The sequence below is a fragment of the Nocardia sp. NPDC050793 genome (genome assembly GCF_040654065.1).
Lineage (GTDB): Bacteria > Actinomycetota > Actinomycetes > Mycobacteriales > Mycobacteriaceae > Nocardia.
Genome location: NZ_JBFAHG010000004.1, coordinates 147,073 through 172,594, shown reverse-complemented (window position 1 = coordinate 172,594; position 25,522 = coordinate 147,073). Strand labels below are relative to the sequence as shown.

Annotated in this window: 20 protein-coding genes; 7 read left to right on the top strand and 13 right to left on the bottom strand. The window is 69.4% G+C overall.

What is annotated here, in order from left to right; genetic code table 11:
- Positions 1 to 20 precede the first annotated feature (20 nt).
- The 5 genes from purN to sucC form a co-directional block, all read right to left on the bottom strand.
- The gene (gene purN / locus AB0H50_RS15295) at positions 21 to 653 is read right to left on the bottom strand and encodes a phosphoribosylglycinamide formyltransferase (protein ID WP_357452008.1); all 633 of its coding nucleotides are present in this window, start codon (positions 651 to 653) and stop codon (positions 21 to 23) included.
- 188 nt (positions 654 to 841) lie between these two features.
- A complete protein-coding gene (locus AB0H50_RS15290; RefSeq protein WP_357452005.1) occupies positions 842 to 2,341 on the bottom strand; it encodes a DUF6350 family protein in 1,500 nt (499 codons plus the stop codon).
- Between the two features lie 157 nt (positions 2,342 to 2,498).
- Positions 2,499 to 3,560, bottom strand: a complete 1,062-nt coding sequence (locus tag AB0H50_RS15285) for a DUF5336 domain-containing protein (protein WP_357452002.1) — start codon at positions 3,558 to 3,560, stop codon at positions 2,499 to 2,501.
- A gap of 166 nt (positions 3,561 to 3,726) precedes the next feature.
- Positions 3,727 to 4,641, bottom strand: coding sequence for a succinate--CoA ligase subunit alpha (sucD, locus tag AB0H50_RS15280; RefSeq protein ID WP_357451999.1), 915 nt, complete (start codon positions 4,639 to 4,641; stop codon positions 3,727 to 3,729).
- Positions 4,642 to 4,653: 12 nt separating this feature from the next.
- Positions 4,654 to 5,820 (bottom strand): ADP-forming succinate--CoA ligase subunit beta, encoded by a 1,167-nt coding sequence (sucC, locus tag AB0H50_RS15275; protein ID WP_357451996.1) that lies wholly within the window; start codon positions 5,818 to 5,820, stop codon positions 4,654 to 4,656.
- A 565-nt stretch (positions 5,821 to 6,385) separates the two neighbouring features.
- Between sucC and AB0H50_RS15270 the strand changes: the two genes are divergently transcribed.
- Together AB0H50_RS15270 and AB0H50_RS15265 are read left to right on the top strand one after the other, a co-directional pair.
- Positions 6,386 to 7,669 (top strand): M23 family metallopeptidase, encoded by a 1,284-nt coding sequence (locus AB0H50_RS15270; RefSeq protein WP_357451993.1) that lies wholly within the window; start codon positions 6,386 to 6,388, stop codon positions 7,667 to 7,669.
- Between the two features lie 74 nt (positions 7,670 to 7,743).
- Positions 7,744 to 9,138, top strand: a complete 1,395-nt coding sequence (locus AB0H50_RS15265; protein WP_357451990.1) for a DUF1731 domain-containing protein — start codon at positions 7,744 to 7,746, stop codon at positions 9,136 to 9,138.
- Between the two features lie 436 nt (positions 9,139 to 9,574).
- On the opposite strand, the gene AB0H50_RS15260 is transcribed toward AB0H50_RS15265, so the two are convergent.
- Entirely contained in the window at positions 9,575 to 10,000 is a 426-nt protein-coding gene (locus AB0H50_RS15260; protein ID WP_357451987.1) for a hypothetical protein, read from the bottom strand.
- Positions 10,001 to 10,632: 632 nt separating this feature from the next.
- Complete coding sequence (pcrA, locus tag AB0H50_RS15255) at positions 10,633 to 13,263, bottom strand: DNA helicase PcrA (protein ID WP_357451984.1); 2,631 nt, start codon at positions 13,261 to 13,263, stop codon at positions 10,633 to 10,635.
- Between the two features lie 384 nt (positions 13,264 to 13,647).
- On the opposite strand from pcrA, the gene AB0H50_RS15250 reads away from it, so the two are divergent.
- The gene (locus AB0H50_RS15250) at positions 13,648 to 13,941 is read left to right on the top strand and encodes a chorismate mutase (protein WP_357451981.1); all 294 of its coding nucleotides are present in this window, start codon (positions 13,648 to 13,650) and stop codon (positions 13,939 to 13,941) included.
- A gap of 134 nt (positions 13,942 to 14,075) precedes the next feature.
- Here the strand turns inward: AB0H50_RS15250 and AB0H50_RS15245 are convergent, their stop codons facing one another.
- Entirely contained in the window at positions 14,076 to 15,530 is a 1,455-nt protein-coding gene (locus AB0H50_RS15245) for an NAD-dependent succinate-semialdehyde dehydrogenase (RefSeq protein ID WP_357451979.1), read from the bottom strand.
- A 194-nt stretch (positions 15,531 to 15,724) separates the two neighbouring features.
- Here AB0H50_RS15245 and pgi point away from each other — a divergent pair, with 194 nt between their 5' ends.
- Positions 15,725 to 17,362 (top strand): glucose-6-phosphate isomerase, encoded by a 1,638-nt coding sequence (pgi, locus tag AB0H50_RS15240; protein WP_357451976.1) that lies wholly within the window; start codon positions 15,725 to 15,727, stop codon positions 17,360 to 17,362.
- A 6-nt stretch (positions 17,363 to 17,368) separates the two neighbouring features.
- Here pgi and AB0H50_RS15235 read toward each other — a convergent pair whose 3' ends face one another.
- The 4 genes from AB0H50_RS15235 to AB0H50_RS15220 all read right to left on the bottom strand — a co-directional run bounded on the left by AB0H50_RS15235 (position 17,369) and on the right by AB0H50_RS15220 (position 21,077).
- On the bottom strand, positions 17,369 to 17,935 hold the full coding sequence (locus AB0H50_RS15235) for an ion channel (RefSeq protein ID WP_357451974.1): 567 nt from the start codon (positions 17,933 to 17,935) through the stop codon (positions 17,369 to 17,371).
- A 201-nt stretch (positions 17,936 to 18,136) separates the two neighbouring features.
- A complete protein-coding gene (locus tag AB0H50_RS15230) occupies positions 18,137 to 18,805 on the bottom strand; it encodes a nucleoside/nucleotide kinase family protein (protein ID WP_357451971.1) in 669 nt (222 codons plus the stop codon).
- A 24-nt stretch (positions 18,806 to 18,829) separates the two neighbouring features.
- Complete coding sequence (locus AB0H50_RS15225; protein ID WP_357451969.1) at positions 18,830 to 20,452, bottom strand: acyl-CoA dehydrogenase family protein; 1,623 nt, start codon at positions 20,450 to 20,452, stop codon at positions 18,830 to 18,832.
- Positions 20,439 to 21,077 (bottom strand): TetR/AcrR family transcriptional regulator, encoded by a 639-nt coding sequence (locus AB0H50_RS15220; protein ID WP_357451967.1) that lies wholly within the window; start codon positions 21,075 to 21,077, stop codon positions 20,439 to 20,441. Before AB0H50_RS15220 ends, AB0H50_RS15225 begins: the two co-directional genes overlap by 14 nt.
- A gap of 125 nt (positions 21,078 to 21,202) precedes the next feature.
- On the opposite strand from AB0H50_RS15220, the gene AB0H50_RS15215 reads away from it, so the two are divergent.
- Both AB0H50_RS15215 and AB0H50_RS15210 read left to right on the top strand, forming a co-directional pair.
- Positions 21,203 to 21,970 (top strand): crotonase/enoyl-CoA hydratase family protein, encoded by a 768-nt coding sequence (locus AB0H50_RS15215; protein ID WP_357451964.1) that lies wholly within the window; start codon positions 21,203 to 21,205, stop codon positions 21,968 to 21,970.
- A 2-nt stretch (positions 21,971 to 21,972) separates the two neighbouring features.
- Entirely contained in the window at positions 21,973 to 23,286 is a 1,314-nt protein-coding gene (locus tag AB0H50_RS15210) for a hypothetical protein (RefSeq protein ID WP_357451961.1), read from the top strand.
- A 25-nt stretch (positions 23,287 to 23,311) separates the two neighbouring features.
- Here AB0H50_RS15210 and AB0H50_RS15205 read toward each other — a convergent pair whose 3' ends face one another.
- Positions 23,312 to 24,001, bottom strand: a complete 690-nt coding sequence (locus tag AB0H50_RS15205; protein WP_357451959.1) for a pyridoxamine 5'-phosphate oxidase family protein — start codon at positions 23,999 to 24,001, stop codon at positions 23,312 to 23,314.
- Between the two features lie 79 nt (positions 24,002 to 24,080).
- Here AB0H50_RS15205 and AB0H50_RS15200 point away from each other — a divergent pair, with 79 nt between their 5' ends.
- On the top strand, positions 24,081 to 25,517 hold the full coding sequence (locus tag AB0H50_RS15200; protein WP_357451955.1) for a PLP-dependent aminotransferase family protein: 1,437 nt from the start codon (positions 24,081 to 24,083) through the stop codon (positions 25,515 to 25,517).
- Positions 25,518 to 25,522 lie beyond the last annotated feature (5 nt).

Below are 25,522 nucleotides of genomic sequence, written 5' to 3'. Positions count from 1 at the left end.
GGTCGTTTCGCTACGCTCACTCACTGGCGCACCCGCTCATCTGGAATTACTGCCTTTCGTCCGTCGGAGACAATGCCTCGCGTCGCGACGGCGGCGACGACCTCCGCCAGCAACCGTCGCTCGACAACTTTGATCCGCTCGTGCAGGGTGTCCTCGTCGTCGTCGGGCAGCACCGGCACCGGCTCCTGCGCGAGGATCGGTCCGGTGTCGACGCCCGAGTCGACCAGGTGCACCGTCGAGCCGGTGACTCGCACCCCGTACGCGAGCGCGTCGCGCACGCCGTGCGCGCCCGGGAAGGACGGCAGCAGCGCGGGGTGGGTGTTGATGATCCGACCGCCGAAGCGGTTCATGAACGCGGGACCGAGGATCTTCATGAAACCGGCCGAGACCACCAGGTCCGGCTCGTAGGCGGCCACCGCGTCGGTCAGCGCGGCGTCCCACGCCATGCGATCGGGAAAGTCTTTCAGCGCTACCCGGAAATGCGGAACGCCCGCGGAATCCGCGTGCTCGGTGGCGGCGCAGACACGGTCGACGCCCACCGCGACGATCTTGGCCGGATAGTCGGCGGCGCCGGCCGCGTCGAGGAGCGAGCGCAGCAGCGATCCGGTGCCCGAGGCGAGCACGACTACGGTGGCGGGCGCCGCGGCGGGCACCCACTCGGCATGCGGAGACGTCAGCGCTCTACTCCTGCGTATCGACCGGACGGCGGCCGGATCGGGGCGCCGCCGGAGTAAAGCCTAGTCGGTGGCCTGCGCGCGACTTTCCACCGGTGGCGGGCGCGCCGAGGCGGACCGGATGCCAGTACCCACCTTCCGACGCCGTAATCTCCCGGCAGCGCCCGCTAGCGCCTGCCGCCGGCGCGGGAGTCGAAGTCCGGATCGGTCTCGACGACTTCCGCGTCGACGATGTCGGGGAGCGTCTGGCGCGGGGCGGTGGCGCGGGTCGGCGGTTCGTCGACGAGTTCGGCGTCGAGTGCGTCCGGGTCGTCGTCGTAGTACGAGTCGTACCCGTCGTCGTAGTCGTCGTCGTCGCGATAGTCGTCGTGGTAGTCGTCTTCGCGATAGTCGTCGTCCCCGTAGTCGCGGTAGTCGTCGGAGTCGTAGTCGTCGTCGTAGTCCGCGTCGGTGTCGTAGTCCTCGTCGTAATCGTCGTAATAGTCCGAACCCGGAAGCGTCGCGCCGACCGGAGCGACGAAGTACCGGGCGCAGACCAGGCCGACGTAGCCCGCGCCTGCCAGCCACCCGAAGCTCACCAGCGCGAAGATCGGCAGCTCGAGGCCGACCCGCCCGAAGGTGCCCAATTCACCGCCCGCGAGCGCGCCGAACAGGACGAGCAGCAGGGTCGCCAGACCGGCGGAGATCAGCGTCGCCCATGGCGCGGTGAGGCGATCGCCCGAGGTGCGTCCGGCATCGATGCCGCCGAGCACGCCGACCGCGGCGGGGATCACCAGCAGCGCCGCCCACCAGGCCGACGCGGGGCCGGTCGGCACCGCCGCCATCACCGGCACCGCCGGGACCGGCCCGCCGACCACGCCGAACAGACCGATCGAGGCCGCGCCGAAATTCGCGCCCGCACCCATCAGCACGCCCACCGCGCCGAGCACCACATTGGGCAGGTAAGCCAGCGAGAGCAGCGTCAAACCGAGGAATCCCCAGGCATTTCCCGCGCTGCGGTAGGTGTCGCCGATGTCGCCCCAGTGCGCGAGGAACGACACGACCGTGACCGCGGCGGCGCAGCCGAGCAGCCGCAGCAAGGTTCTGCCCGCACCGTAGATTCCGGCGATCACCCATTCCGGCGCACGGAACAGATCGAACATCCGGCGTCGCATCCCCAGCGCGATACCCGCGCCCGCCGCGCCGAAATGCAGGAAGACGACCCAGCCGAAAGCGGCGAGGGTGTCCGGTGGTTGCAGCGCGACAACGGCGGAGGCGTCCTCGGCCACCGCGAGGCAGACGGCGGTGAGCAACAGCGGTCCGCCAAGCGCAGCCCCGATGACCCAGCCGATCTCGGTGCGCGAACTGTTCGGCGCCACCGCCCGATAGCACTCCCGGCCTGCCGCGCCGAGCAGCAGCGCTGTCGGCAACAGCGGAAGCAGGCCGAGTGCGGTCTTTCCGATCACCAACGGAACCTGGTGCACCGCAAGCCAGCTCGCCGCGACAGCACCCGCGGCGCCGGCCATTCCGCTGTCCGCGGCGAACAACGTGATCAGCACGAGCACCACGATCGCGCTCAGCGCGAAGGTGGCGGGGCGGGCCGCGACCAGCAGCAGGACCCTGGCGCGTTCCGGGGTCAGCGAGAGGAACCCGGACTCGTCGGCCTCGGGCGAATGATCGCTACGCATCGGTGATTCCGAGGTATCGGAGGCCCCGCCGGTCCAGCGAATGAGTGAGTTGCGTTCCCTCATGACACTTGAGCGTGACACCTCTCCCGAGGTGAGCGGGGCAGGCGCGCCGCGAGCACCCATCCGGAGGGATAGGTGCTCGCGGAACCTGCGTCGACTACTTGTTGTTGTCGTCCGACGGACGGAAGGCCTGGGTGGCGTCGCTGGCCGGATCGGACGTCGTCTCGCCGCCGAACGGCTGGCCCTGCTGGCTCTGGCCGTAGCCGGGCGCGCCGTACTGCTGCTGCTGGCCGGGCTGAGCGGCGCCGCCGAAGTGCTGCGTGGCGCTCTCGTCCGGACGCGGCTGCTGCGGCGCGGGCGCGGCGCCGTACGGCGAACCCTGCTGCGGCGCACCGTAACCGGGCTGCTGGCCGTAGGACGGCTGACCGTAGGTCTGGCCAGGCTGCTGACCGTAGCTCGGCTGGCTCGGCTGACTCTGGCCGTACGGCTGCTGCTGCTGCTGCTGGTACTGCGGGCCGGTGCCGTAGCCCGGCTGCCCGTAGGTCTGGCCAGGCTGCTGACCGTAAACCGGCTGGCTCGGCTGACTCTGCTGACCGTACTGGCCGCCCTGGCCGCCCTGGCCGAACTGCTGCTGGCCGTAGCCGCCCGGTGCCTGACCGCCGAAGCCGCCCGGCGCCGGCGCGGGCTTCGGGGCAGGTGCCTTGATGATGCCCGCCTCGAACAGCACGGCGGCGATCGCGACACCGGTCTGCACCAGCGCGAGGAAGATCAGCACCCACGCACCGAACTCCGTGGCGAGCGGATCGGGCAGCGAGATGGTCTGGAACAACACGGTGAGGAAGCCCGCGGCCGACGCGGCGGCGGCCGCGCCCTTCCAATTCTGCTTGGGCAGCACCGAGAATCCCGCCAGCAGACCGCCGAGTAGCAGCAGTCCGAGCGCGGCGGTCGCGCCGAACGGTGTGAAGGCGTTGTAGCTGTCGCCGGTGATGGTGGTGCCTTGGCGCTCGACCTCCTCCACCGAGAACGGCAGGAATCCGAGCAGGAAGTTGATCACGCCGAGCGCAGCGACACCGACCACCAGGAAGAACGGCAGGCCCTTGGCATCGGAACCGGAAGCGCTCGCACCTGTGCTGGCACCACTGCCCGTCTGGCCGAGGCTGGGTGGTGCGGAGGGCGTCGCGGGTGTGTTGTACCCGGAGCCCCCGGTCGGGTATGACATGTCGTCGTCTCCTACGTCGAGTCGTTGTTCGGCTGGATCACTCTTGACGCTACTGCACCAGACCGTTCGGGTCACCCTCGAGCAGCAGGCCGGACGCCTTCGCGGGAAGACGACGAGGGCCGCCTTTCCTGCGGAAAGGCGGCCCTCGTAACGATTTCGGACCGAATCAGGCGCTGATGCTGGCCTTCTCCAGGATCTCGCGGGCGAGCGCGGCGGTCTCGGACGGCGTCTTGCCGACCTTCACGCCCGCGGCCTCCAGCGCGTCCTTCTTCGCCTGGGCGGTGCCCGCCGAACCGGAGACGATCGCGCCCGCGTGACCCATGGTCTTGCCCTCGGGGGCGGTGAAGCCCGCGACGTAGCCGACCACCGGCTTGGTGACGTTGGCCTTGATGTAGGCCGCGGCCCGCTCCTCGGCGTCGCCGCCGATCTCGCCGATCATGACGATGAGCTCGGTCTCCGGGTCCTTCTCGAACGCCTCGATGGCGTCGATGTGGGTGGTGCCGATGACCGGGTCGCCGCCGATGCCGATGGCGGTGGAGAAGCCGAAATCACGCAGCTCGTACATCATCTGGTAGGTCAGCGTGCCGGACTTCGAGACCAGGCCGACCGGACCCTTGCCGGTGATGTTGGCGGGGGTGATGCCGACCAGCGCCTCGCCGGGGGTGATGATGCCGGGGCAGTTCGGGCCGATGATCCGGGTCTTGTTGCCCTTCTCCACGTTGTAGGCCCACGCGTAGGCGGTGTCCTGCACCGGGATTCCCTCGGTGATGACCACGAGCAGCGGGATCTCCGCGTCGATGGCCTCGATGATGGCGTCCTTGGCGAACTTCGGCGGGACGAACGCGATGGAGACGTCCGCGCCGGTCTCCTTCATCGCCTCCGCGACGGTGCCGAACACCGGCAGCTCGACCGCGTTGCCGTCCTTGTCGGTGTGCGCGACGGTGGTGCCCGCCTTGCGCGCGTTCACACCGCCGACGACCTGGGTGCCCGCCTTGAGCATCAGTGCGGTGTGCTTGGTGCCCTCGCCGCCGGTGATGCCCTGGACGATGACCTTCGAGTCCTTGTTCAGGAAGATAGACATTTCCGGTTTCCTTTACTTGGCCGCTGCCAGTTCGGCGGCCTTGTCGGCGCCTTCGTCCATTGTCTGCGCAAGCGTGATCAGCGGGTGCGCGGCGTCGACGAGGATCTTGCGACCCTCCTCGACCTTGTTGCCGTCCAGACGAACGACCAGCGGCTTGTTCGCCTCGGAACCGAGGATCTCCAGCGCCTTCACGATGCCGTTCGCGACCGCGTCACAGGCGGTGATGCCGCCGAAGACGTTCACGAACACGCTCTTGACCTGCGCGTCGCCCAGGATGACGTCGAGCCCGGCCGCCATCACCTCGGCCGAGGCGCCGCCACCGATGTCGAGGAAGTTGGCGGGCTTGACACCGCCGTGGTTCTCGCCCGCGTAGGCGACGACATCGAGGGTCGACATGACCAGACCAGCGCCGTTGCCGATGATGCCGACCTCACCGTCGAGCTTGACGTAGTTGAGGTCGTTCTCCTTGGCCTTCAGCTCCAGCGGGTCGGTCGCGTCCTTGTCCGCGAACGCCTCGTGGCCGGGCTGACGGAACTCGGCGTTCTCGTCCAGCGTGACCTTGCCGTCGAGGGCGAGGATCTCGTTCTGCGGGGTGCGCACCAGCGGGTTGACCTCGACCAGGGTGGCGTCCTCGTTGACGAACACCTCCCACAGCTTCTGAATGGTCACCGCGGCGGCGTCCAGCACGTCGGCGGGCAGGTGGCCCTGCTCGGCGATCGAACGCGCGAAAGCGAGGTCGACGCCCTTGACGGCGTCGACGGGGACCTTGGCGAGGCGCTCGGGCTTGGTCGCGGCGACCTCTTCGATCTCCATGCCGCCTTCCACCGAGCACATGGCCAGGTAGGTGCGGTTGGAACGATCCAGAAGGAAGGAGATGTAGTACTCCTCCGCGATGTCCTTGGCCTCGGCGACAAGGATCTTCTTGGTGATGTGGCCCTTGATGTCCAGGCCGATGATGTTCTGCGCGTGCGTGAGCGCGTCCTCCGGAGTGGCGGCGTACTTGACGCCACCCGCCTTACCGCGGCCACCGGCCTTGACCTGGGCCTTGATCATCACCGGCTTGCCGATTTCCTCCGCGATGGCGCGGGCGTCCTCGGCCGTGTCCGTGACGCGGCCCTCGGACGAAGGCACTCCGTGCTTAACGAAGAGCTCCTTCGCCTGATATTCGAAGAGATCCATGTACTCACCGTCTCGTCTGCGTTGTGATGACAACGTCTTTGTTGGCGGCCCGACGTCGGAAGCGGGTCGGGTCGGACTCTAACCAGTCACATGGAGGGCCAATCGGCCACGTTCATCCTAAGTGGCGCAGGTCACGGGCGGGGGTGCCGGTCGGAAAAACCGCTGGCCAAGGCTACTGGCGAGTAGTTTGTTGTGGGTTTGCCAGGTAGAGCCACCGAACCCGAGATCCGACGATGATCTACTACAAATCGTCGTCGCTCGACCTCACTCGCGTGCCCCGAAAACAGTGAGTCAATCCGTGCTGTTACGGTGATCAATCTCACATGGTTGGACAGATTGCCCGCAACGCTTGCGGACCCCGCAATCGTTTCGTTACCGTAAATGCGGTCGATGTCACAACTATGTCACGACTCCGTTGTTCCAAGGATTCAGGAGGACGGCCAGCCTTGATGCAGCACAACGCTCCGCAGACGGTGAGTCGGCCTGCGGACGAGCCTTCGACGTCGACCTTCTGCCGGTCTCTCGGCACCGTCATCATCCCCCGCTTCACGATGTGGCACCGCCGATGAACCATCGCTCCACCCTCGTTCCCGATCATCGCGCTCGCTCGGGACATCGTTATCGCGACGACAACGAATCCTTCGCCCCCGGCGATCACGGCAGACGCTCCCTCCCGTCGTCCAACGACCACTACGCCGCCGCCGCGGGCGGTGCCGCGACCGGATACGCCGCGAGTGGCGCGTACAGCGACGAGCACACGTCCGCCTGGTCCGCGAATACCGAATGGACCGAACAGGATTCATGGTCCGACGGGGGCGCGTGGGCGGCGGACGACGCCTGGTCGCCGGACGCGGACGAGGCGTGGACGCCGGCCGCCGACGACGCGTGGACGTCCGACAGCGCGTGGACCCCGCAGCCCGACGCGGAATGGGCGCAGGAAACCGACGACTCCTGGGGAGCCGAGGCGAACAACGGCTGGTCCGCGGAGGCCGACGGCGCGTGGACCTCCGAAGCCGCCGAGGACGACTGGGGCTCCGAGAACCCCTGGTTCGCCGACGCCACCGAAGACAAGGCCGCGCCGAAAGTCGTGCCCGCGCGAGACCCGAACAGACGCGGCGGTGGCGCGCACCGGATGCCTGCGCCGCCCACCGCGCTCAAGGGCCGCGCCGCGGTCGTCGCCGTCGCCGCGGGCGCGGTCGTCGCCGCGGGACAGGCCGCGATGGCCTCGCCCGAGCAGCCTTCGCAGAGCGTCGACTACGAGGCCGCCGGTCAGATCCACGAGATCGCCGCCCAGTCGGTCAGCCTGGCCGACCCGAATTCCGCGCCCGGCTCGCCGCAGGTGCTGAACGTCTCCACCCCGGCGAACCTCGGTCAGTTCAACGACATCCTGGAGAAGGGCCGCAAGTACGCGGAGGATCTCGCCGCCGCGGAGGCCGCCAAACTGCGCCCGCTGTTCGCGCGCTTCGCCGCGGGCAACTTCACCTCCGGCTTCGGCGCCCGCTGGGGCGTCCAGCACCTGGGCATCGATGTCGCGGGCCCGATCGGCACTCCCATCTACTCGGTCGCCGACGGCACCGTCATCGAGGCCGGTCCGGCCGCCGGATTCGGCATGTGGGTGCGCGTGTTGCACGACGACGGCACGGTCACCATCTACGGCCACGTCGACACCGCGACGGTCTCGCAGGGCGAACGCGTGCTGGCGGGCGACCAGATCGCCACCATGGGCAACCGCGGTTTCTCCACCGGCCCGCACGTGCACTTCGAGGTCTGGCTCAACGGCGTCGACAAGGTCGACCCGCTGCCCTGGCTCGCCACCCGCGGCATCGGCCTCGGCCCGAGGCGCGACTGACCCGGCCCGCCCGATCGGCACGCGTGAGCAACGGCACGCTTCCCGAGGTGTTGTCCGCGTTCTAGCGTCTGGGTATGGCTCGTACAACGAGGTACACCCAATTCATCGCGCTGCCAGCGGAACTCGTGTGGCAGGTGGTTGGCGATCCCGCTCGGTGGCCCGAGTGGAATCCGGCTGTCGTCTCGGTCCGGCTGCACGGCCCCGTCGAAGTCGGCGCGACCGGCGACTATCAACCACGCGGACGTTTCGCGGGCGCGCTACACGACCGAACGGCGCCGCCGTTCGCGATCACCGTCCTGCGTCCGCAGCGCGAACTGACCATCGAACAGCCGGAACCGGCCGGGCGTATGCGGCTGACCTGGCGCCTCACTCCCACCGAAGGCGGAACGAACCTCACCCAGGAACTGACCTTCTCCGGACCGTCGGCCGCGGCGGCGCGCACCGTCGTCGCGCGCCTGCTGGAACAGGACCCGCGCGTCTGCTTCGCGCGGCTGGCCCGGCTGGCCGGTCTCGCTCCGGAACCCGGAGCGCTGACGGTCGTGATCGCGGGCGGCACCGGCGCGCTCGGCAGGCAGCTCGCCGCCGACCTCGTCTGCCGCGGACAGCGAGTCACCATTCTGACCCGCCGCCACGACGCCGCGCTGCCGTTCGATCAAGTCGAATGGGACGGCAAGTCGGTGGGCAAATGGGTTGCGGCCCTCCGTAATTCGGGGCAAACCGCGATCGTCAATCTGGCGGGCAAACTGGTGGATTGCCGCCCGACCGAACGCAACGTCATCGAATTGCGCAGCAGCCGAGTCGATCCCACCAGCGCCCTGGTCGCGGCCGCGGCCGCCCTGCCCGCGCCCGTCGACTACTGGGTGCAGGCCAGCACCACGGCGATCTGGTCCGACGCGGGCGAGATCCGTTGCACCGAAACAACTCCGCTGCCCGTCGGCCTGCCGCAGATGACCGGCGTGGCCGAACCATGGGAGCGCGCCTTCGACGGTGCGAACACTGAACGCCACACCATCCTGCGCACGTCCATCGTGCTCGACCCGCACGCACCCGCGCTACGGCGGCTCTGCCAGTTGACCAAGGCCGGGCTCGGTGGTCGGGTGGGACCGGGCAATCAGTGGTTCAGTTGGATCCACATCGAGGACTGGCTGGCCATCGTCCGCGCGGCACTCGGGTTGGTTCCCTCGGTCACCCTGCCTGACGGAATTCTGGTGGCGGCCACCGATTTTCCAGTTCGCAATCGGGAGCTCATGGCCGCGCTTCGGCGGCACCTCCATCGGCCTGCCGCGCCGCCGACGCCGGGGCCGTTGCTGAAGCTCGGTGCGGTTTTGTTGCGGACCGATCCGGCGTTGGGGTTGACGGGGCGGCATGCGACGTCGGCGGTGCTCGGTGCGGCGGGATTCCGGTTCCGCTATCCCCGGTTGGACGATGCGCTGGGGTCTTTGTTGCCGCGTGCTGAAAATCGGCGGTAGTCAAATGGTGGTTAGTTGATCTTGGCCAACCACCATTTGACTACCGTCGAATCCATATCTCTATCGACGGTAGTCAAATGGCGGTAGCCCTCTGGACACTGCCCAACGCAACAGACCAACCCCGACAAGGCCCCTCGAAACGCAGCCACAGCCGGTCGACCACGCAGGGAGCCGAGCCCGCGTCAATCGACGGCGGGAGGCAAGCCGGGTACCGCACACGACGTGCCCAGCACCGTTCGAGGAGAACCTGAGTAGGCCAAGCTATTCGGACCCGCAGACCCTGGGCTTGCGTTCGCACCGCAACCCACACCAACCCGGCCGTACCCCACCACCGCACCCGCCGGTCACGTTCCAACGCAAACCCACACCGGCCAAACCACTTCGGCCCGTATAACCACGGGGACCTCACCTAACAGCCGATACCGGCCCTAGCCCCCTAGGCCGCGGCCACGATCGCCAACCCCACCAACGCCACCACCTTTGCAACCTCCAACCCGATGTACCAGTAGTGCGCATGCGACCGCGGCAACTCCTCCCCTGCGAGCACCCGATCGGATCGGCGGGTCAACGGCGGCCGGACGACGAGGATCTGGGCCGCCAGGATCGCCACGGCGATGCCCAGCCACACCCATGTCGCCGTGTTCGGCCCGAGCAGCACGCAGGAGAGCACCAGCGCCACCGCCAGTACGGCTTCCGCGATGTTCAACGCACGGAATACGATTCGCCCGATTCCAAGTCCCAGCGCAAGCGTCACGCCTGGCGCGCGGAACTTCAGCGGCGCTTCGAGGAACGAGATGGCCAGCACCATGCCCAGCCACAGCATGGGCAGGAACCACACCAGATGTTGCGCGACGGTCTCCACGTGCCGGACGCTACCGGGTTGCCGTGGCGTCCGGCAGGGCCGAACGGCACCTCCCGCCCTTCCCTGCGGCCATCCAAGGGAGCGGGCCCACACACCGCTTCCAGCAGCGTCACCGAGCCGAACCCCCGCACTTCGCTGCCGCCACAAGGGCAAGTCCCGACAGCGTCACCGAGGCGCACCCCCGCACTTCGCTACCCCCGCAAGAGCGAGTCCCGACAGCGTCACCGAGGCGCACCCCCGCACTTCGCTGCCGCCACAAGGGCAAGTCCCAACGGCATCACCAAGGCGCACCCCCGCACTTCGCTACCCCTGCAAGAGCGAGCCCCAACGGCGTCACCAAGGCACACCCCCGCCCTTCGACACCGCCCGCAAGAGCGAGTCCCGACAGCGTCACCACGGCGCACCCCACCCTTCGCTGCCGCCACAAGGGCAAGCCCCAACGGCGTCACCGAGGCACACCCCCGGCCCTTCGCTACCGCCCGCAAGGGCGAGTCCCGACAGCGGCACCGAGGCGCACCCCCACCCTTCGCTACCGCCCACAAGGGCAAGCTCCGACAGCGTCACCAAGGTGTTCCTGAGCCTCGCTGCGGCCGCGCGGGCTTCACATGGATCGCGGGTCGGCTACCCGAGTGTCAGAGCTTCACCAATGTCCGGCTGTACTGCGGGATGAGGCGGATCTTGCCCGCGGTGCCGAAGTCGATCGTCACCGTCGCCAGCGGGCCGAAGCCTTCGGCGGCGATCACGCGGCCGAGGCCGTATTTGTCGTCGCTGACTCGGTCGCCCACCGCGAGCACCAGATTGGTGTTGTTTCGGGCGGGGCCGCCTGGAGCGGGGCGGCGCGGACCTCGATCGGGACGCACGCCGGGACGCTCGGACCAGCCGTCGCCGCGCGTCCAGTCCCGTTCCAGCCCCTCGTCGTCGCCGCGCCGGCGGAAGCCCCTTGACGCCGCGGAATTCGCGGGTTCCAGACGCCGCCAGTCCATCAGGTGGCCCGGAATCTCCTGCAGGAAGCGCGACTCCGGGTTGGACACCGGCTGCCCCCAGCCGGAACGGACCACCGCGCGGGTCAGGTAGAGCCTGCGCCTGGCCCTGGTGATGCCGACGTACGCGAGGCGGCGTTCCTCGGCCAGCTCGGTGGGATCGCCGAGCGCGCGCATGTGCGGGAACTGGCCGTCCTCCCAACCGGTCACGAAGACCACCGGGAACTCCAGGCCCTTGGCGGTGTGCAGCGTCATCATGGTGACCACGCCGGAGCCCTCGTCCGGAATCTGATCGGTGTCGGCCACCAGCGACACGCGCTCCAGGAACGCCGCGAGCGAGCCCGGATCCGGTTCGCCTTCGCCGAGTTCGGGCACGAGGCCCTCCTCGCGAGCCGCGACGGCGTTGTTGTACGCCTCGGAGCTGAACTCGCGCGCCACGCTGACCAGTTCGTTCAGGTTGTCCAGCCGGGCACCGTCCTGCGGGTCGTCGGACGCCTCCAGCTCGGCGCGGTATCCGGTGCGATCGAGCACGGCCTCCACCACGTTGCCCACGTCGGGGAAGTCGGCGTCGGCCTGCACGCCCGCCGCCCTGATCTCCTCGAGCAGCTCGAGGAATCCGGAGATCGCCCGCTGCGCACGGGTGTTCAGCAGCGCGACCTTACCGTCGGCGGCATCGCGCAGCGCCGCGGCGAAACCGATCTCGCGCTGTTCGGCGTGCACCGCGACGCACGCCTCGGCCCGGTCGCCGATGCCGCGGCGCGGGGTGTTGAGAATGCGGCGCAGGCTCACCGCGTCGTCGGGGTTCTCCAGCACGCGCAGGTAGGCGACGATGTCGCGAACCTCTTTGCGCTCGTAGAACCGGACGCCGCCGACCACCTTGTACGGCAGACCCATCCGGATGAAGATCTCTTCCAGCGCACGGGAGTTGTTGTTGGTGCGATAGAACACCGCGACATCGCCGTAGTTGGCCTCGCCCTGATCGACGAGCCGGTCGATCTCGCGGGCCACGAACGAGGCCTCGTCGTGCTCGTTGTCGGCCACGTAACCGACGATCAGATCGCCCTCGCCGGAATCGGTCCACAGTCGCTTCTCGCGCCTGCCCTCGTTGCGCGCGATGACCGCGTTCGCCGCCGACAGGATGTGCTGGGTGGAGCGGTAGTTCTGCTCGAGCAGAATGGTCTCCGCGTCGGGGAAATCGCGCTCGAATTCCTCGATGTTGCGAATGGTCGCGCCGCGGAAGGCGTAAATGGACTGGTCGGCGTCGCCGACGACGCACAATTCGCTCGGCGGCGCACCCGCGTCGTCCTCGTCGCCCTGCTCCGCCTCGGCGGTGTGATGGCCGACCAGTTCCCGCACCAGCACGTACTGCGCGTGGTTGGTGTCCTGGTACTCGTCGACCAGGACGTGCCGGAAGCGGCGGCGGTAGTACTCCGCGACCTGCGGATGGTTCTGCAGCAGCGCGACCGTCTCGCCGATCAGGTCGTCGAAGTCGAGCGCGTTGGCCGCGCGCAGCCGCCGCTGATATTCGGTATAGACGCGGGCCACCAAGCCGGGCAGTTCGGTGTCGTCCGATTCGGCGTCCGCGGTGGCCTGCTCCGGCCCGATCAACTCGTTCTTCAGATTCGAGATCGCGGTCGACAGGAGTCGTGCGGAGTATTTCTTCGTATCGATGTCGAAATCGCGGCTGATCATCGTCAGCAATCGCCGCGAATCATCGGCGTCGTAGATCGAGAAATTGGAATTCAAGCCGGGCAGCAGGGCCGCCTGCATACGCAGGATTCGCACACAGCTGGAGTGGAAAGTGGAAACCCACATGGTGTTCGCGCGCGGCCCGACCAGCCCGATCACCCGCTCCCGCATCTCGGCGGCAGCCTTGTTGGTGAACGTGATGGCCAGGATCTGGCCCGGCGTGACGCCGCGCGCGGCGAGCAGATAGGCGATGCGACGGGTCAGCACGGCGGTCTTGCCCGAGCCCGCGCCCGCGACGATGAGCAGGGGCGAACCGCTGTGCACGACCGCCGCCCGCTGCTGCGGATTGAGCCCGTCGAGGAGTCGCTCGGCCTCCTCGGCGCGCTGGCGATCCCGTTCGGCGCGACGCTCGGCCTGCTCGTCGGCGCGACGCTGCGCCTGTTCGGCCAAGGACCCCGCCTGTTCGGCCGACGACCGAGGCGCGTCGGACTGCCCCGCGGCCGCGGCCGGGTCGGCCGCCTGCCGCGGAGCTGGGTTCACGTCCTGATGCCGATTCCGACCGGCCTGCGTCTGGGGAGCCACCGTGATGTCCATTGCCCATCCACGCTACCGGCGGCCACCGACACAAGCGAAGCCCCCGGGTGGACTCCCGACCGTGCGACGACCACCGGCTAACCTTCAGTGAACACCTCGCGGCGTGGGACCCTGCAAAACTGCGCGACTCGTTCTCAGCAGATTCACAAAATCAGACGTTTTGCATTGGTTCGGCCGCGTGGCAGACTGGCCCCATGGTCAGCGTTACCGCGATGCACCCGATTCGGTTACCAGCCGGAAATCGGTATCGCGGGGTCTTGTAGCCGACCACACGCTTCTGGGGGACTATAGAAGCCCACCAGGTCTGTTTCACGGTGAAAGAACCGGACCGGTAACGCGCCGCGCGCACCCGCCGATCCACGTTCTGACACGAGGAGATGAATGATGAGCACCCCTGCCACGACCACCGGGTCCGACGCGGCGCTGCCGCAGACCGAGGCGGAGATCGACAAGCTGCGCAAGGAGATCGACCAGCTCGATGCCGAGATCCTCGCCGCCATCAAGCGCCGCAGCGAGATCTCCCGGTTGATCGGACGGACTCGGATGGCCTCCGGTGGCCCCCGACTGGTGCACAGTCGTGAGATGAAGGTGCTGGAGCGCTTCAGCGAGCTCGGCCAGGAGGGCCACACCCTCGCCATGCTGCTGCTGCGTCTCGGTCGCGGCCGCCTCGGTCACTGACCCCTAGTTCTCCTGCCGCGTCGAGCGGCGCGCGAGCCTTGCGGTGATCGCAAGACCACCGCCTCCACAGGCCGCCCCGGGTGTCCGAACCTCGGGGCGGTCCTCGCGTTTTCGGGTCACATCGGCGCGCCCGGTCAGGTCAGCGCGATGTACTTCGTCGACAGGTACTCCTCGATGCCCTCGATCCCGCCCTCGCGGCCGAACCCGGAGGCTTTCACGCCGCCGAACGGCGCGGCCGGATCGGAGATGACGCCGCGGTTGACGCCCACCATGCCCGACTCCAGTCCCTCGGCCACCCGCAGCGCGCGGTCCAGCGTCCGGGTGTACACGTAGGCGACCAGGCCGAACTCGGTGTCGTTGGCGGCGGCGAGACCTTCCTCCTCGGTCTCGAAACCGACGATCGGCGCGACCGGGCCGAACACCTCCTCGCGCAGGATCCTGGCCTGCGGCGGCACATCGCTGAGAATGGTGGCCGGGTAGAACCAGCCGGGACCGCCGGGAGCCTTGCCGCCGAGGCGAACCCGCGCGCCCGCCGCGACCGCGTCGTCGACGAGTTCGCTGACGGTGGTGAGCTGGTCCTCGTTGATCAGCGGGCCGAGGGTCGTCTCGGGATCGGTGCCGGGGCCCATGGTGACCGAGTTCGTCATTGCCTCGGCGAATTTGGCGGTGAACTCCTCGAGCACCCCGTTCTGCACGTGGAACCGGTTGGCCGCGGTGCACGCCTCGCCGCCGTTGCGCAGCTTGGCCAGCATCGCGCCCTGCACCGCCGCGTCGACATCGGCGTCGTCGAAGACCACGAACGGCGCATTGCCGCCGAGTTCCATCGAGGTGCGCAGCAGGCCGTGCGCGGACTGCTGCACGAGTTTCTTGCCGACCTCGGTGGACCCGGTGAAGGTGAGCTTGCGCAGTCGGGGGTCTTCCAACAGCGGCCCGGTCACGGCGCTGGAACGGCTGGTCGTGATGACCGAGAGCACTCCGTCGGGCAGTCCGGCGTCGTGGCAGAGTTCGGCGAGCAGCAGCATCGTCAGCGGCGTCTCCGAAGCGGGCTTGACGATCATGGTGCAGCCAGCGGCCAGCGCGGGACCGATCTTGCGGGTGCCCATGGCCAGCGGGAAGTTCCACGGCGTGATGGCAAGGCACGGACCCACCGGCTGCTTGTGCACCATGATCCGGCCGGTGCCGGAGGGCGCGTGCAGGTAGCGCCCGTGCACGCGCACCGCCTCCTCGCTGAACCAGCGGAAGAACTCGGCGCCGTAGCGCACCTCGTTGCGGCTCTCCGGCAGGGCCTTGCCCATCTCCAGGGTCATCAGCAGCGCGAATTCCTCGGCTCGCGCGGTGATCTGCTCGAACACCGCGCGCAGGATCTCGCCCCGCTCTCTCGCCGACGTCGCGGCCCATTCGGCCTGCACGGCAGCCGCGGCGTCGAGCGCACGCACCGCGTCCTGCGGGCTCGCGTCGGCGATCTCGATCAGCACCTCCCCGTTGGCGGGATTGTGCACCGGAAAGGTGGCGCCGCCCTCGGCATCGAAGGGCCCGCCGATCCACAGCTGCGTCGGTACGGATTGGAGTAATTCGCGTTCGGACACCATGTCGCCAGCCTAGGCCGCGGCCCGGTCGATGACGCCGGACTCGAACCGGGAAATTCGCGGCGCCACGATCACGCGCGATTCGCGCGGCGCCCGACGCGCCGTCCCCCACGGCAGCCACCCACGGCGCCGACGCGACCGGAGATTGCCCGCCTCAGCCGTGCGCCTGCGCGGCACGGTGAGTACGCTCGGCGGACGTGAGCAGCGACATCACCGCGTCGGCGGCATGGCGGAAACTGCACGATCACTACGGCGCCGTGTCCGAGCGACACCTACGAGAGATCTTCGCGGACGACCCCGAGCGCGGCCGTGAGCTGACCGTCCAGGTGGGCGACCTGCACATCGACTACAGCAAGCACCGGGTCACCCGGGAAACCGTGCAGCTACTCGTCGAATTGGCGCACGAGGCGGGGGTGGCCGAGCGGCGCGACGCCATGTTCGCCGGTGCGCACATCAACACCTCCGAGGACCGCGCGGTCGGCCATGTGGCCCTGCGCCTGCCCGCGGGCGAGTCGATGATCATCGACGGCGCCGACGCGGGCGCCGAGGTGCACGACGTGCTGCGTCGAATGGGTGAATTCACCGACGCGCTGCGCTCCGGCCGGTGGCGCGGCGCCACCGGCGAGCGGATCGCCACCGTGGTGAACATCGGCATCGGCGGCTCGGATCTGGGCCCGGTGATGGTGCATCAGGCCCTGCGCCACTACGCCGACGCAGGCATCGGCGCCCGCTTCGTCTCGAACGTCGACCCCGCCGATCTGGTCGCCGAGCTCACCGGCCTGGACCCGGCGACCACGCTGTTCATCGTTGCGTCCAAGACCTTCTCGACGCTCGAGACCCTGACCAACGCCACCGCCGCGCGCCGCTGGCTGGTGGCCGCGCACGGCGAGGACGCGGTCGCCAAGCATTTCGTCGCGGTCTCCACCAATGCCGAGCGGGTCGCCGAATTCGGCATCGACACCGCGAACATGTTCGGCTTCTGGGACTGGGTCGGCGGCCGCTATTCGGTCGACTCGGCCATCGGACTTTCGGTGATGGCCACCATCGGCAAGGAGCGCTTCGCGGAATTCCTGGCCGGAATGCACGCCGTTGATGTGCATTTCGCGTCCGCACCGCTGGAGGCGAACGCGCCGGTGCTGCTCGGTCTGCTCGGCGTGTGGTACTCGAATTTCTTCGGCGCGGAATCGCGTGCGGTGCTGCCGTATTCGAACGACCTGGCGCGCTTCCCCGCCTACCTGCAGCAGCTCACGATGGAGTCGAACGGGAAGTCGGTGCACGCCGACGGCACTCCCGTCACCACCTCCACCGGCGAGATCTTCTGGGGCGAGCCGGGCACCAACGGTCAGCACGCTTTCTATCAGCTGCTGCACCAGGGCACCCGCCTGATTCCCGCCGACTTCATCGGATTCGCCCGCCCCACCTGTGATCTGGCGACCCGCGACGGCACCGGCAGCATGCACGACGTCCTGATGAGCAATCTGTTCGCCCAGACCAAGGTGCTCGCTTTCGGCAAGACCGCCGCGGAGATCGCCGCGGAGGGCGCCGATCCGAAGGTGGTGCCGCACAAGGTGATGCCGGGCAACCGCCCGAGCACGACCATCCTCGCACCCCAGTTGACCCCCTCGGTGGTCGGCCAGCTCATCGCGCTCTACGAACACCAGGTCTTCGTGGAGGGCAGCATCTGGGGCATCGACAGCTTCGACCAGTGGGGCGTCGAGCTCGGCAAACAACAGGCGTTGGCCCTCGCTCCCCTGCTCACCGCCGCCGAGGAGCCCGCGCCGCAGGACGATTCGTCCACCGACGCGCTCGTCCGCTGGTATCGCGCCAACCGCTGACCGGCGTCAGTGGTCTCCGGCCGGATCGTCCGGCCGGGTATTCCCGGTGCGCTTCTCCGGTGGCGTGTCGGCGGCCGCGGCCCTACGCGCGGCTGCTTCGAGCCGATGGGTGACCCCCGAGCTGACGATGGCCAGCAGGCTGCCGATCACGACGAGGTCGAAGATGATCTGCACCATGGTCGCGATGCGCGCGGCCTGACCGACCGCGTGGATGTCGCCGTATCCGACCGTGCCCAGCGTGACGATGGTGTAGTAGAGCGCGTCGGTACGGGTCACCAGACCTTCGAACTGGTCGGGGTATTGCACCGCGAGCCGGTAGTAGTAGAGCGCGAAGAACATCGCGACCACGCACAAGAGCAGCAGGATGCCGTCGACTCGGCCGCCGGTTGCCTGCGGCTCGCGCAGGTAGCGATTGATCCGCCGCGCCGCCAGCCAGATGAGCCCGCCGACACCCGCGAGGAAAGCGGTCAGCCCGAGCAGCCTTCCCGACCAGTTGTCGGTCAGGTTCCACTCCAGCGGGACTCCGTAGAAGAACAGGAGCGCGCACAGCAGCGCGGCGACGTTCCGCAGCATGTGCGCACTTCCTGATTTCCGCCGCGACTCCTTCATGGATCAATGATCGGCGCGCCGCGGCGCTCGTGGCCGCACCCACGCCGGGCGATTCGCTGGTCCAGCCCGCGACCAACGCCCGACGTTCCCCGAGCCGGTGTCGGTGGCCTGGCACGAACGGCCTGCGCGAGCGCGGACCAGGACCACCGATTTCGGGCCCGGCGATCACGCGAGGAAATAGCGCCCGTCTCGCTCGCGCAGCACGAGATCGGCGCGTTCTCGCGTCGCGCTGACGCGATCGGCGTTGCGCAGGTCGCTCTCGGACACCTTGGTCCTGGCCGCTTCGGCCGACTTCCCGCCGCGCCGATGCCGTTTCAGGAGCCGCTCTTCGAGCACGTCGCGGTCGGCGTCGAGATACCAGCATTCGTCTAGTTCCTGGCGGACGGCCGACCAGCCGTAGCCGTCGACATCGTCCAGCAACAAGTAGTTGCCCTCGGTGATGGCGAGCGGCTGATCGAGGAAGACCACGCCCGCCGGAGTCGGCTCGTCCAATTCCCGATCGAACGTCGGCCACGGCACCGGCGTGCCGCGCGGGGTGGTGCGCAGGCGGCGCAGGTTCTCGACGAAGCCCGCGACGTCGAAGGTGTCCGGCTCGCCCTTGCGTGCCTGGCTGCGCGCCGCGCGAAGCCGCTCGTTGGACAGGTGGTAACCGTCCATCGGCGCGATCTCGGCCGCCGCGGCCGGGAACGCGTCGCGAAGCAGCACCGAGAGCGTGGATTTCCCCGCGCCGGGCGGTCCGGCGATGCCGAGCAGATACCGCCGCTCCAGACGCGCGGCGGCTCGATCCAGCACCCTGCGCACCAGCCGGTGCAGCGGAATCTCGACCTCGCTCACCGCGCAGACACTACCGAGCGCCGGTCATTCGACGAAGGCGCGTTCGATGATGGCGCCTGTGTCGACGCCGGTCGGCAGGGTCCCGAAGGCGATGCCCCAGTCGTCGCCGAGCCGGGTGGCGCAGAAAGCGTCGGCCACCGCGGGGTGACCATGCCGAACCAGCTGCGCGCCCTGGAGGACCAGCGCCATCAGTTCCACGACGCGGCGGGCGCGGTATTCGATGTCGCTGAGATCGGCCAGTTCCTTGCCGACCTTGGCGATGGCGTCGTCCAGGCGCGGGTTCGCGCCCTTGGCCTGCGTCAGCTCGTTGAAGAAGGCCTCGACGGTCTCCGGCTGACGGCCCATGGCGCGCAGCGCGTCCAGCGCGGCCACGTTGCCCGAACCCTCCCAGATCGACATCAGCGGCGCCTCGCGATAGAGCCGCGGCATTCCGGACTCCTCGGCGTATCCGTTGCCGCCCAGGCACTCCAGCGCCTCGGCGGCATGCGACGGAGCCCGCTTGCACACCCAGTACTTGGTGACCGCGAGCGCGATGCGGCGCAGTGCCGCCTCGGCGGGATCGCCGCTCGCCCGGTCCGTCGCGCCCGCCAGGCGCATCATGACGGTGGTCGCCGCGTCGGATTCGATCACCAGGTCGGCGAGCACGTTGCGCATGGCGGGCTGGTCGATCAGCTCGGCGCCGAAGGCCGCTCGATGCCTGGCGTGGTGCACGGCGTAGACGGTGCTCGCTCGCATGTTGGTGGCGGAGCCGATCACGCAGTCGAGCCGGGTCATGTTCACCATCTCGATGATGGTCTTGACGCCCGCGCCTTCCGCGCCGACCAGCCAGCCGGTGGCGTTCTCGTACTCGATCTCCGAGGAGGCGTTGGACTTGTTGCCCAGCTTGTCTTTGAGCCGTTGGATCCGGATGGGGTTGCGGGCGCCGTCCGGCAGCACACGGGGCAGCAGGAAGCAGGACAGGCCACCCGGCGCCTGGGCCAGTGTCAGGAACATGTCCGACATCGGCGCGGAGGTGAACCACTTGTGCCCGACGATGCGGTAGCTGCCGTCCGGCTGCGGGGTCGCGGTGGTGGTGTTGGCCCGCACGTCGGAGCCGCCCTGCTTCTCCGTCATCGACATGCCCGCGATCAGACCGGCCTTGGTGGACGGTTCGCGGAGGCCGAAATCGTATGTGCGCGAGGCGAGTAGCGGCTCGTATCGGGCGGCCAGCTCGGGGTTGTTGCGCAGCGCGGGCACGATCGCGTAGGTCATGGAGATGGGACACATGTGCCCGGCCTCGGCCACACCCCAGGTGTAGAACTTGGCGGCGCGTGCGGTGTGCGCGCCGGGCCTGTCGTCGGTCCACGGCGAGCCGTGCAGACCGTGCTCGACCGCCACCCGCATCAGGTCGTGCCAGTGCGGGTGGAACTCGACCTCGTCGACGCGGTTGCCGTAGCGGTCGTGGGTGCGAAGCACCGGCGGGTACTCGTTGGCCAGCCTGCCCCACTCCTGCGCGGCGAAACCGCCCGCGAGCCTGCCGAGTTCGCGGACCTCGTCCTCGGCCCAGCCCGCGCCCTCGCGGTGCAAGCCCTCCAGCAGCGCCGGATTGCGCCCGGCGTCGAAGGGCACGATGTTCGGGACCTGGTTGAAGACCTCATGAGTCTGCATCGGACACTCCTGTTTTCTCGGCGCTCGCCCCCTGCCGCACGCCCAGTGCGCGGATCGCGAAGGTAACGAGTTGGGGGACAACGGATTCGGCGTGCGGCGCGGCGGCGAGCGGGCCGACAAGCACTTCGCCGATGGCGCCGACCAGTGCGGCGGCGCTGGTTCGCGGGTCCTGTGCGGGCAGTTCGCCGTGTGCGACGCCGTCGGCCACCGCGGATTCGAATGCCTCGGCGAAGGCGCGGCGGAAGTGCAGGCGCTCGGCGTCGACCACGGTGTCCACCGGCTCGACGAGCAGCACGTAGGCGAGCTTGGGGTTCTTCATGGCGCGCCCGGCGAAGGTCTCCACGGCCGCGGTCACCCGCTCCACCGCGCTGCCCTTCGCGGCGGCCGCGGTGACGGCGGCGACCTCCCTGGCGACGACGGTGCGGAAGACCGCGGTCACCAGGTTCGCCTTGCCGTCGAAGTGCTTGTACACGGTTCCGGTGGCCACTCCCGCGCGGTTCGCCACCGCGGCCATCGACAGGCCCGCGAACCCGGCCTCGGAGAGGACCTTGGTCGCGGCCTGCACGATGAGCTGCTCCTGAGCGTCCAGGCGGGCCTGGACGGCAGGGGTCCTGCGGTACGCCACGAAAGAAGTGAATCACGAATTCACTTCTTCACACAAGGGCCGGACCGTCGTATGGTCGAGAACGTGAGCCAGCTAGGAGCGCCCCGCCCGCCGCGGCGAGGGACGGCGAGACGAAGGGGGCGTCAGTGAGCGTTCGAGTCGAGAAGAACGGGCCCGTGACGACGGTGATCCTGAACCGTCCCGAGGCACGCAACGCGGTGGACGGGCCGACCGCACTGGCGCTCGCCGACGCCTTCCGCGAGTTCGACGCCGACCCCACGGCGGCGGTCGCGGTGTTCTGGGGCGAGGGCGGGACCTTCTGCGCGGGCGCCGACCTGAAGGCGCTCGGGACGGAGCGGTCCAACCGCGCAGGCGAGGACGGCGACGGCCCGATGGGGCCGACCAGGATGATGCTGTCCAAGCCGGTGATCGCCGCGATCTCGGGCTACGCGGTGGCGGGCGGACTCGAGCTGGCGCTGTGGTGCGATCTGCGAGTCGCCGAGCAGGACAGCACCTTCGGCGTCTTCTGCCGGCGCTGGGGCGTGCCGCTCATCGACGGCGGCACGATACGGCTGCCTCGGATCATCGGCACGGGCCGCGCCATGGATCTAGTGCTGACCGGCCGGGCCGTCAGCGCGCCCGAGGCGCTGCAGATCGGGTTGGTGAACCGGGTCGTACCCACCGGCGAGGCGCGCGCCGCCGCCGAGGAACTCGCGACCGAACTCGCCAGGCTGCCGCAGACCTGTCTGCGCTCGGACCGGATGTCGATGCTCGAGCAAGAGGGCATGGACGAGGCCGCGGCCCTGCGCAACGAGTTCCGGCACGGACTCACCGCCCTCGCCGACACCGACGGCGCGATTGCGGGCGCCCAGCGGTTCACCGCGGGCGCGGGGCGGCACGGAGCGTCCGGCTGAGGATGGACCGCCTCGGCGTCGTCGACGAGATCTTCCTGCGCACCCACCGCGGGCTCGGCACACCCATCGCTCTCCAGGGACTGTGGCGCACCGCCGACCGTGTCGAACCCGCGCTGCTGCAACGCATCCACGCCGCGTTGCGCGTAGGTCCCTTGGGCCGCAGGGTGATTCGTCCCCGCGTTCCCGGCGCTCGTCGCGCATGGCAGCCGAACACCCGGGCACACCCGCTCGAATTCACGGAAAGCACACTTCCTCTCGAAGAGCTACTGCCGTGGGCGGACACCCTGGGCACGGACCTGGACCCGGAATTCGGTCCGGGGTGGCGGCTCGCTGGCCGGTGGCTCGCCGACGGCGGATCGGTTGTGGCGCTGACTTGTTCGCATGCGCTGGCCGACGCCCGGGGACTGGTGCACGCGGTGGATTCCGCGTTGCGGGAAGTGGTCGACGAGGCGGCTGTCACTCGCGCCGTGTCGGCCGTTGCGGGACGGCTCGAGTCGATCGCGGCCGAAGCCGAAGGCGCGGGTGACGCGCGGTCGCGCTGCACTGCGGGGTCCGAGTGGGCGGACGCGATTCGTCAATGGTCGATCGTGGTGAGTGGCACGATCCGTGCACTGCGCCATGGCATTCCGGAACGGCCCGCACATCAGGAACCAGTGCGGGCGGGCGGTGACGAACTGCGCGTGCAGGGTGCGGTCGTGCAGTTCCGCGCCGTCGATTGGGACCGGGTGGCCGGAGAACACTGCGGCACCGCGAACAGTCTGTTCATCTACCTGGTCGCGACAGTGTTGTGGGACACCGGCTTTCCCCTTCCGACCATCGAGGCGAGCCTTCCCGTCGACACCCGTGACGAGCCGCGCGTTGACAACGACCTCGCGATGACCGAGATCGTTGTCGACCGCGCCGACACACCCGCCACACTGCGCAAGAAGGCCCGCGCCGCGTACGAGCACCGGATGTCCAGCCCCGGCGGCATGCCCGAGGAATTACTCCAGGTGATCCCCGACCGCTGGGCCTACGCCCTGTCCAAGGGCGCGGGCGAGCGAGACATTCTGTGCTCCAACATCGGAACCCTCCCCGACTCACTGCGCACCGTCGGCGACCACCCCTGCATCGGCGTCGCCGCCCGCGCCATCCACCCCGGCCTCACCGCCACCCGCCTCCCCCGCACCCGCCTGTCCGGCTACCTGTGCCGCAGCGGCGATGACTACGTCCTTTCCCTGGCCGGACTCGACCCCGCCATCGAATCCGGTTCGGCGCTGGCCGAACTCGCCGTCGAAGCCGCCGCCCGGCTCGGGCTCGACGGCACCTCGTGGTGACCGCCCAGCGACCACGGCGAATCCCTCACCGCGCCAACGAAACTCCCAACGCACTCCGCTCCAGCACATCGACGGGAACCGCGATCCCCTCCGCCAGATCCGGCGAATCGATCGGCGCGTCCCACACCTGGCGCAGCGGCAGCACGCCCGCCCACGTCGGGCTGCCGGCGTCGGCCGGGTCGTCCACCGGTCCGCCCTCGCGGACCTTGACCGACGCCTCGGTCAGGTCGAGCGCCAGCACCATGGTGGCCGCCAGCTCCTTCTTGTTCGGCGGGCGTACCCGATCCCACGCGCCGGGGGCGGCGTGCTCGACGATCACGCGCAGGGCGTGCGTGCGCGCGTCGGGGTCGGCCAGCTCCACCGCCCTGCCGTGCACGACCGCCGAGCGGTAGTTCATCGAGAAGTGCATGGCGGAGCGGGCGTAGACGACGCCGTCGACGTGCGTGACCGCGACGGAGATGTCACCGGTCAGCGCGGCCCGCATACTGCCCGAACCAGTCGATCCGTGCAGGTAGAGGGTGTCGCCGTCGCGACCGTAGGCGGTCGGCAGCACCACCGGGCTGCCGCCGAGGACGACGCCGACGTGGCAGATCAGACCGGCGTCGAGCACGGCGTCCAGTTCGGCGCGGTCGCTGCGGGCGCGTTCTTTCGACCGCGTCAGCGTGCTGCGCGGGGTCGGGGACAGGGGCGGGCGGGCGCTGGTCGAGTGCGTCATGAGACCAGCGTCGGGCAAGAAGTGGCATTCTTGAATAGCCAATTCGACCCGATTCCCAGAGTCCAATCCGAGGTGCCCGGTGCTCGACGAACTACCCCTCGCGCTCGATCGCGACGCGCCCGAGCCGCTGTCGGTGCAGGTGGCCGACGGCCTGCGCGCCGCGGCCACCTCGGGTTTGCTGCGTACCTCGGACCGGCTTCCGTCGTCGCGGGCGCTGGCCCGGCGGCTCGGCGTCAGCCGGACCGTCATCGCGTCGGCCTACGACCAGCTGCACGCCGAAGGCTGGCTCGAAGGCAAACGGGGATCGGGCACGTACCTCACCACCGCCCCGGCCACCACTCCCGCACCACACCACGTCGCCGCCGCCCCGGATTTCGAGGGTGTCGGCTACGACCTCGCCCCCGGCGCGCCTTGCGTCGAGGCCATCGACCGACCGGCGTGGCGCCGCGCTTGGCGGGCCGCCTCCGATCAGCCGCCGGTCATCCGCAAGGACCGCGCGGGCGAACCGGAGTACCGTGCGGCCGTGGCCGAACATCTGCTGCGCCATCGGGGTCTGAGCGCGGGCAGCGACACCGTCGTGCTCGCCACGGCCGGAACCAGTTCCGCGGTGGGCGAACTCGCCGCCGCCCTGCTGCGGCCAGGCGACACCGTCGCCATGGAGGAGCCCGGCTACCAGCGGGCGGCGGGCGCCTTCCTGGCCGCGGGCATCCGAGTGCTTCCGGTGCCGGTCGATGCCGAGGGCCTGCGCGTCGACGACCTGCCTGCGAACATCAAGGCGGTGTATTGCACACCGGCGCACCAGTTTCCGCTCGGCGCGCGAATGCCCGCGGCTCGTCGCGTGCAGCTCGTCGAATTCGCCCGGCGCACCGGCGTATTCGTCATCGAAGACGACTACGACGGCGAATTGCGCTACGACACCGCCCCGCTGCCGCTGCTCGCCGCGATGGCGCCCGATGTGATCGTGCACCTCGGCACGACGAGCAAGATCCTCTCGCCGGTGCTCGGCGTCGGGTGGCTGGTCGCGGCGCCGTGGGTCGCCGCGGCGGTGCTCGCGCATCGCGATCACACCGGAACCTCGCCGAGCCCGGCCGGCCAGCGCGTTGTCGCCGAACTCGCCGCGCACGGCGACCTGGCCAGGCACCTGCGCCGGCTGCGGCGCGCGCTCCCGCCGCGCCGGGAACTGGTCGTCACGGAGTTGCGCCGCCACGGGTTGACCGTGGTCGGCGACGACGCGGGCTCGCACGTCGTGGTGCCGCTACCGACGGCGGAGGCCGAACAGCGCGCGGTCGCCGCGGCCGCCGGGCGCGGCGTCGTCCTGGACGGGCTGGCCCGGCACCACCTCTCCTCCCAGCTCGACACGAGATCCGCGCCACCGAGCAGCTTCGGCATCGCGCTCGGTTACGCGGCGCCGAGCTCGCGCGACCTGCACGCCGCCGTCCCGATAGCCGCCGAGTGCCTCGCCGAAGTGGCCGCCCGGCAACCGGCTCGACTCTCGACTTCCCCCGCCCGGTCGTAGCATGG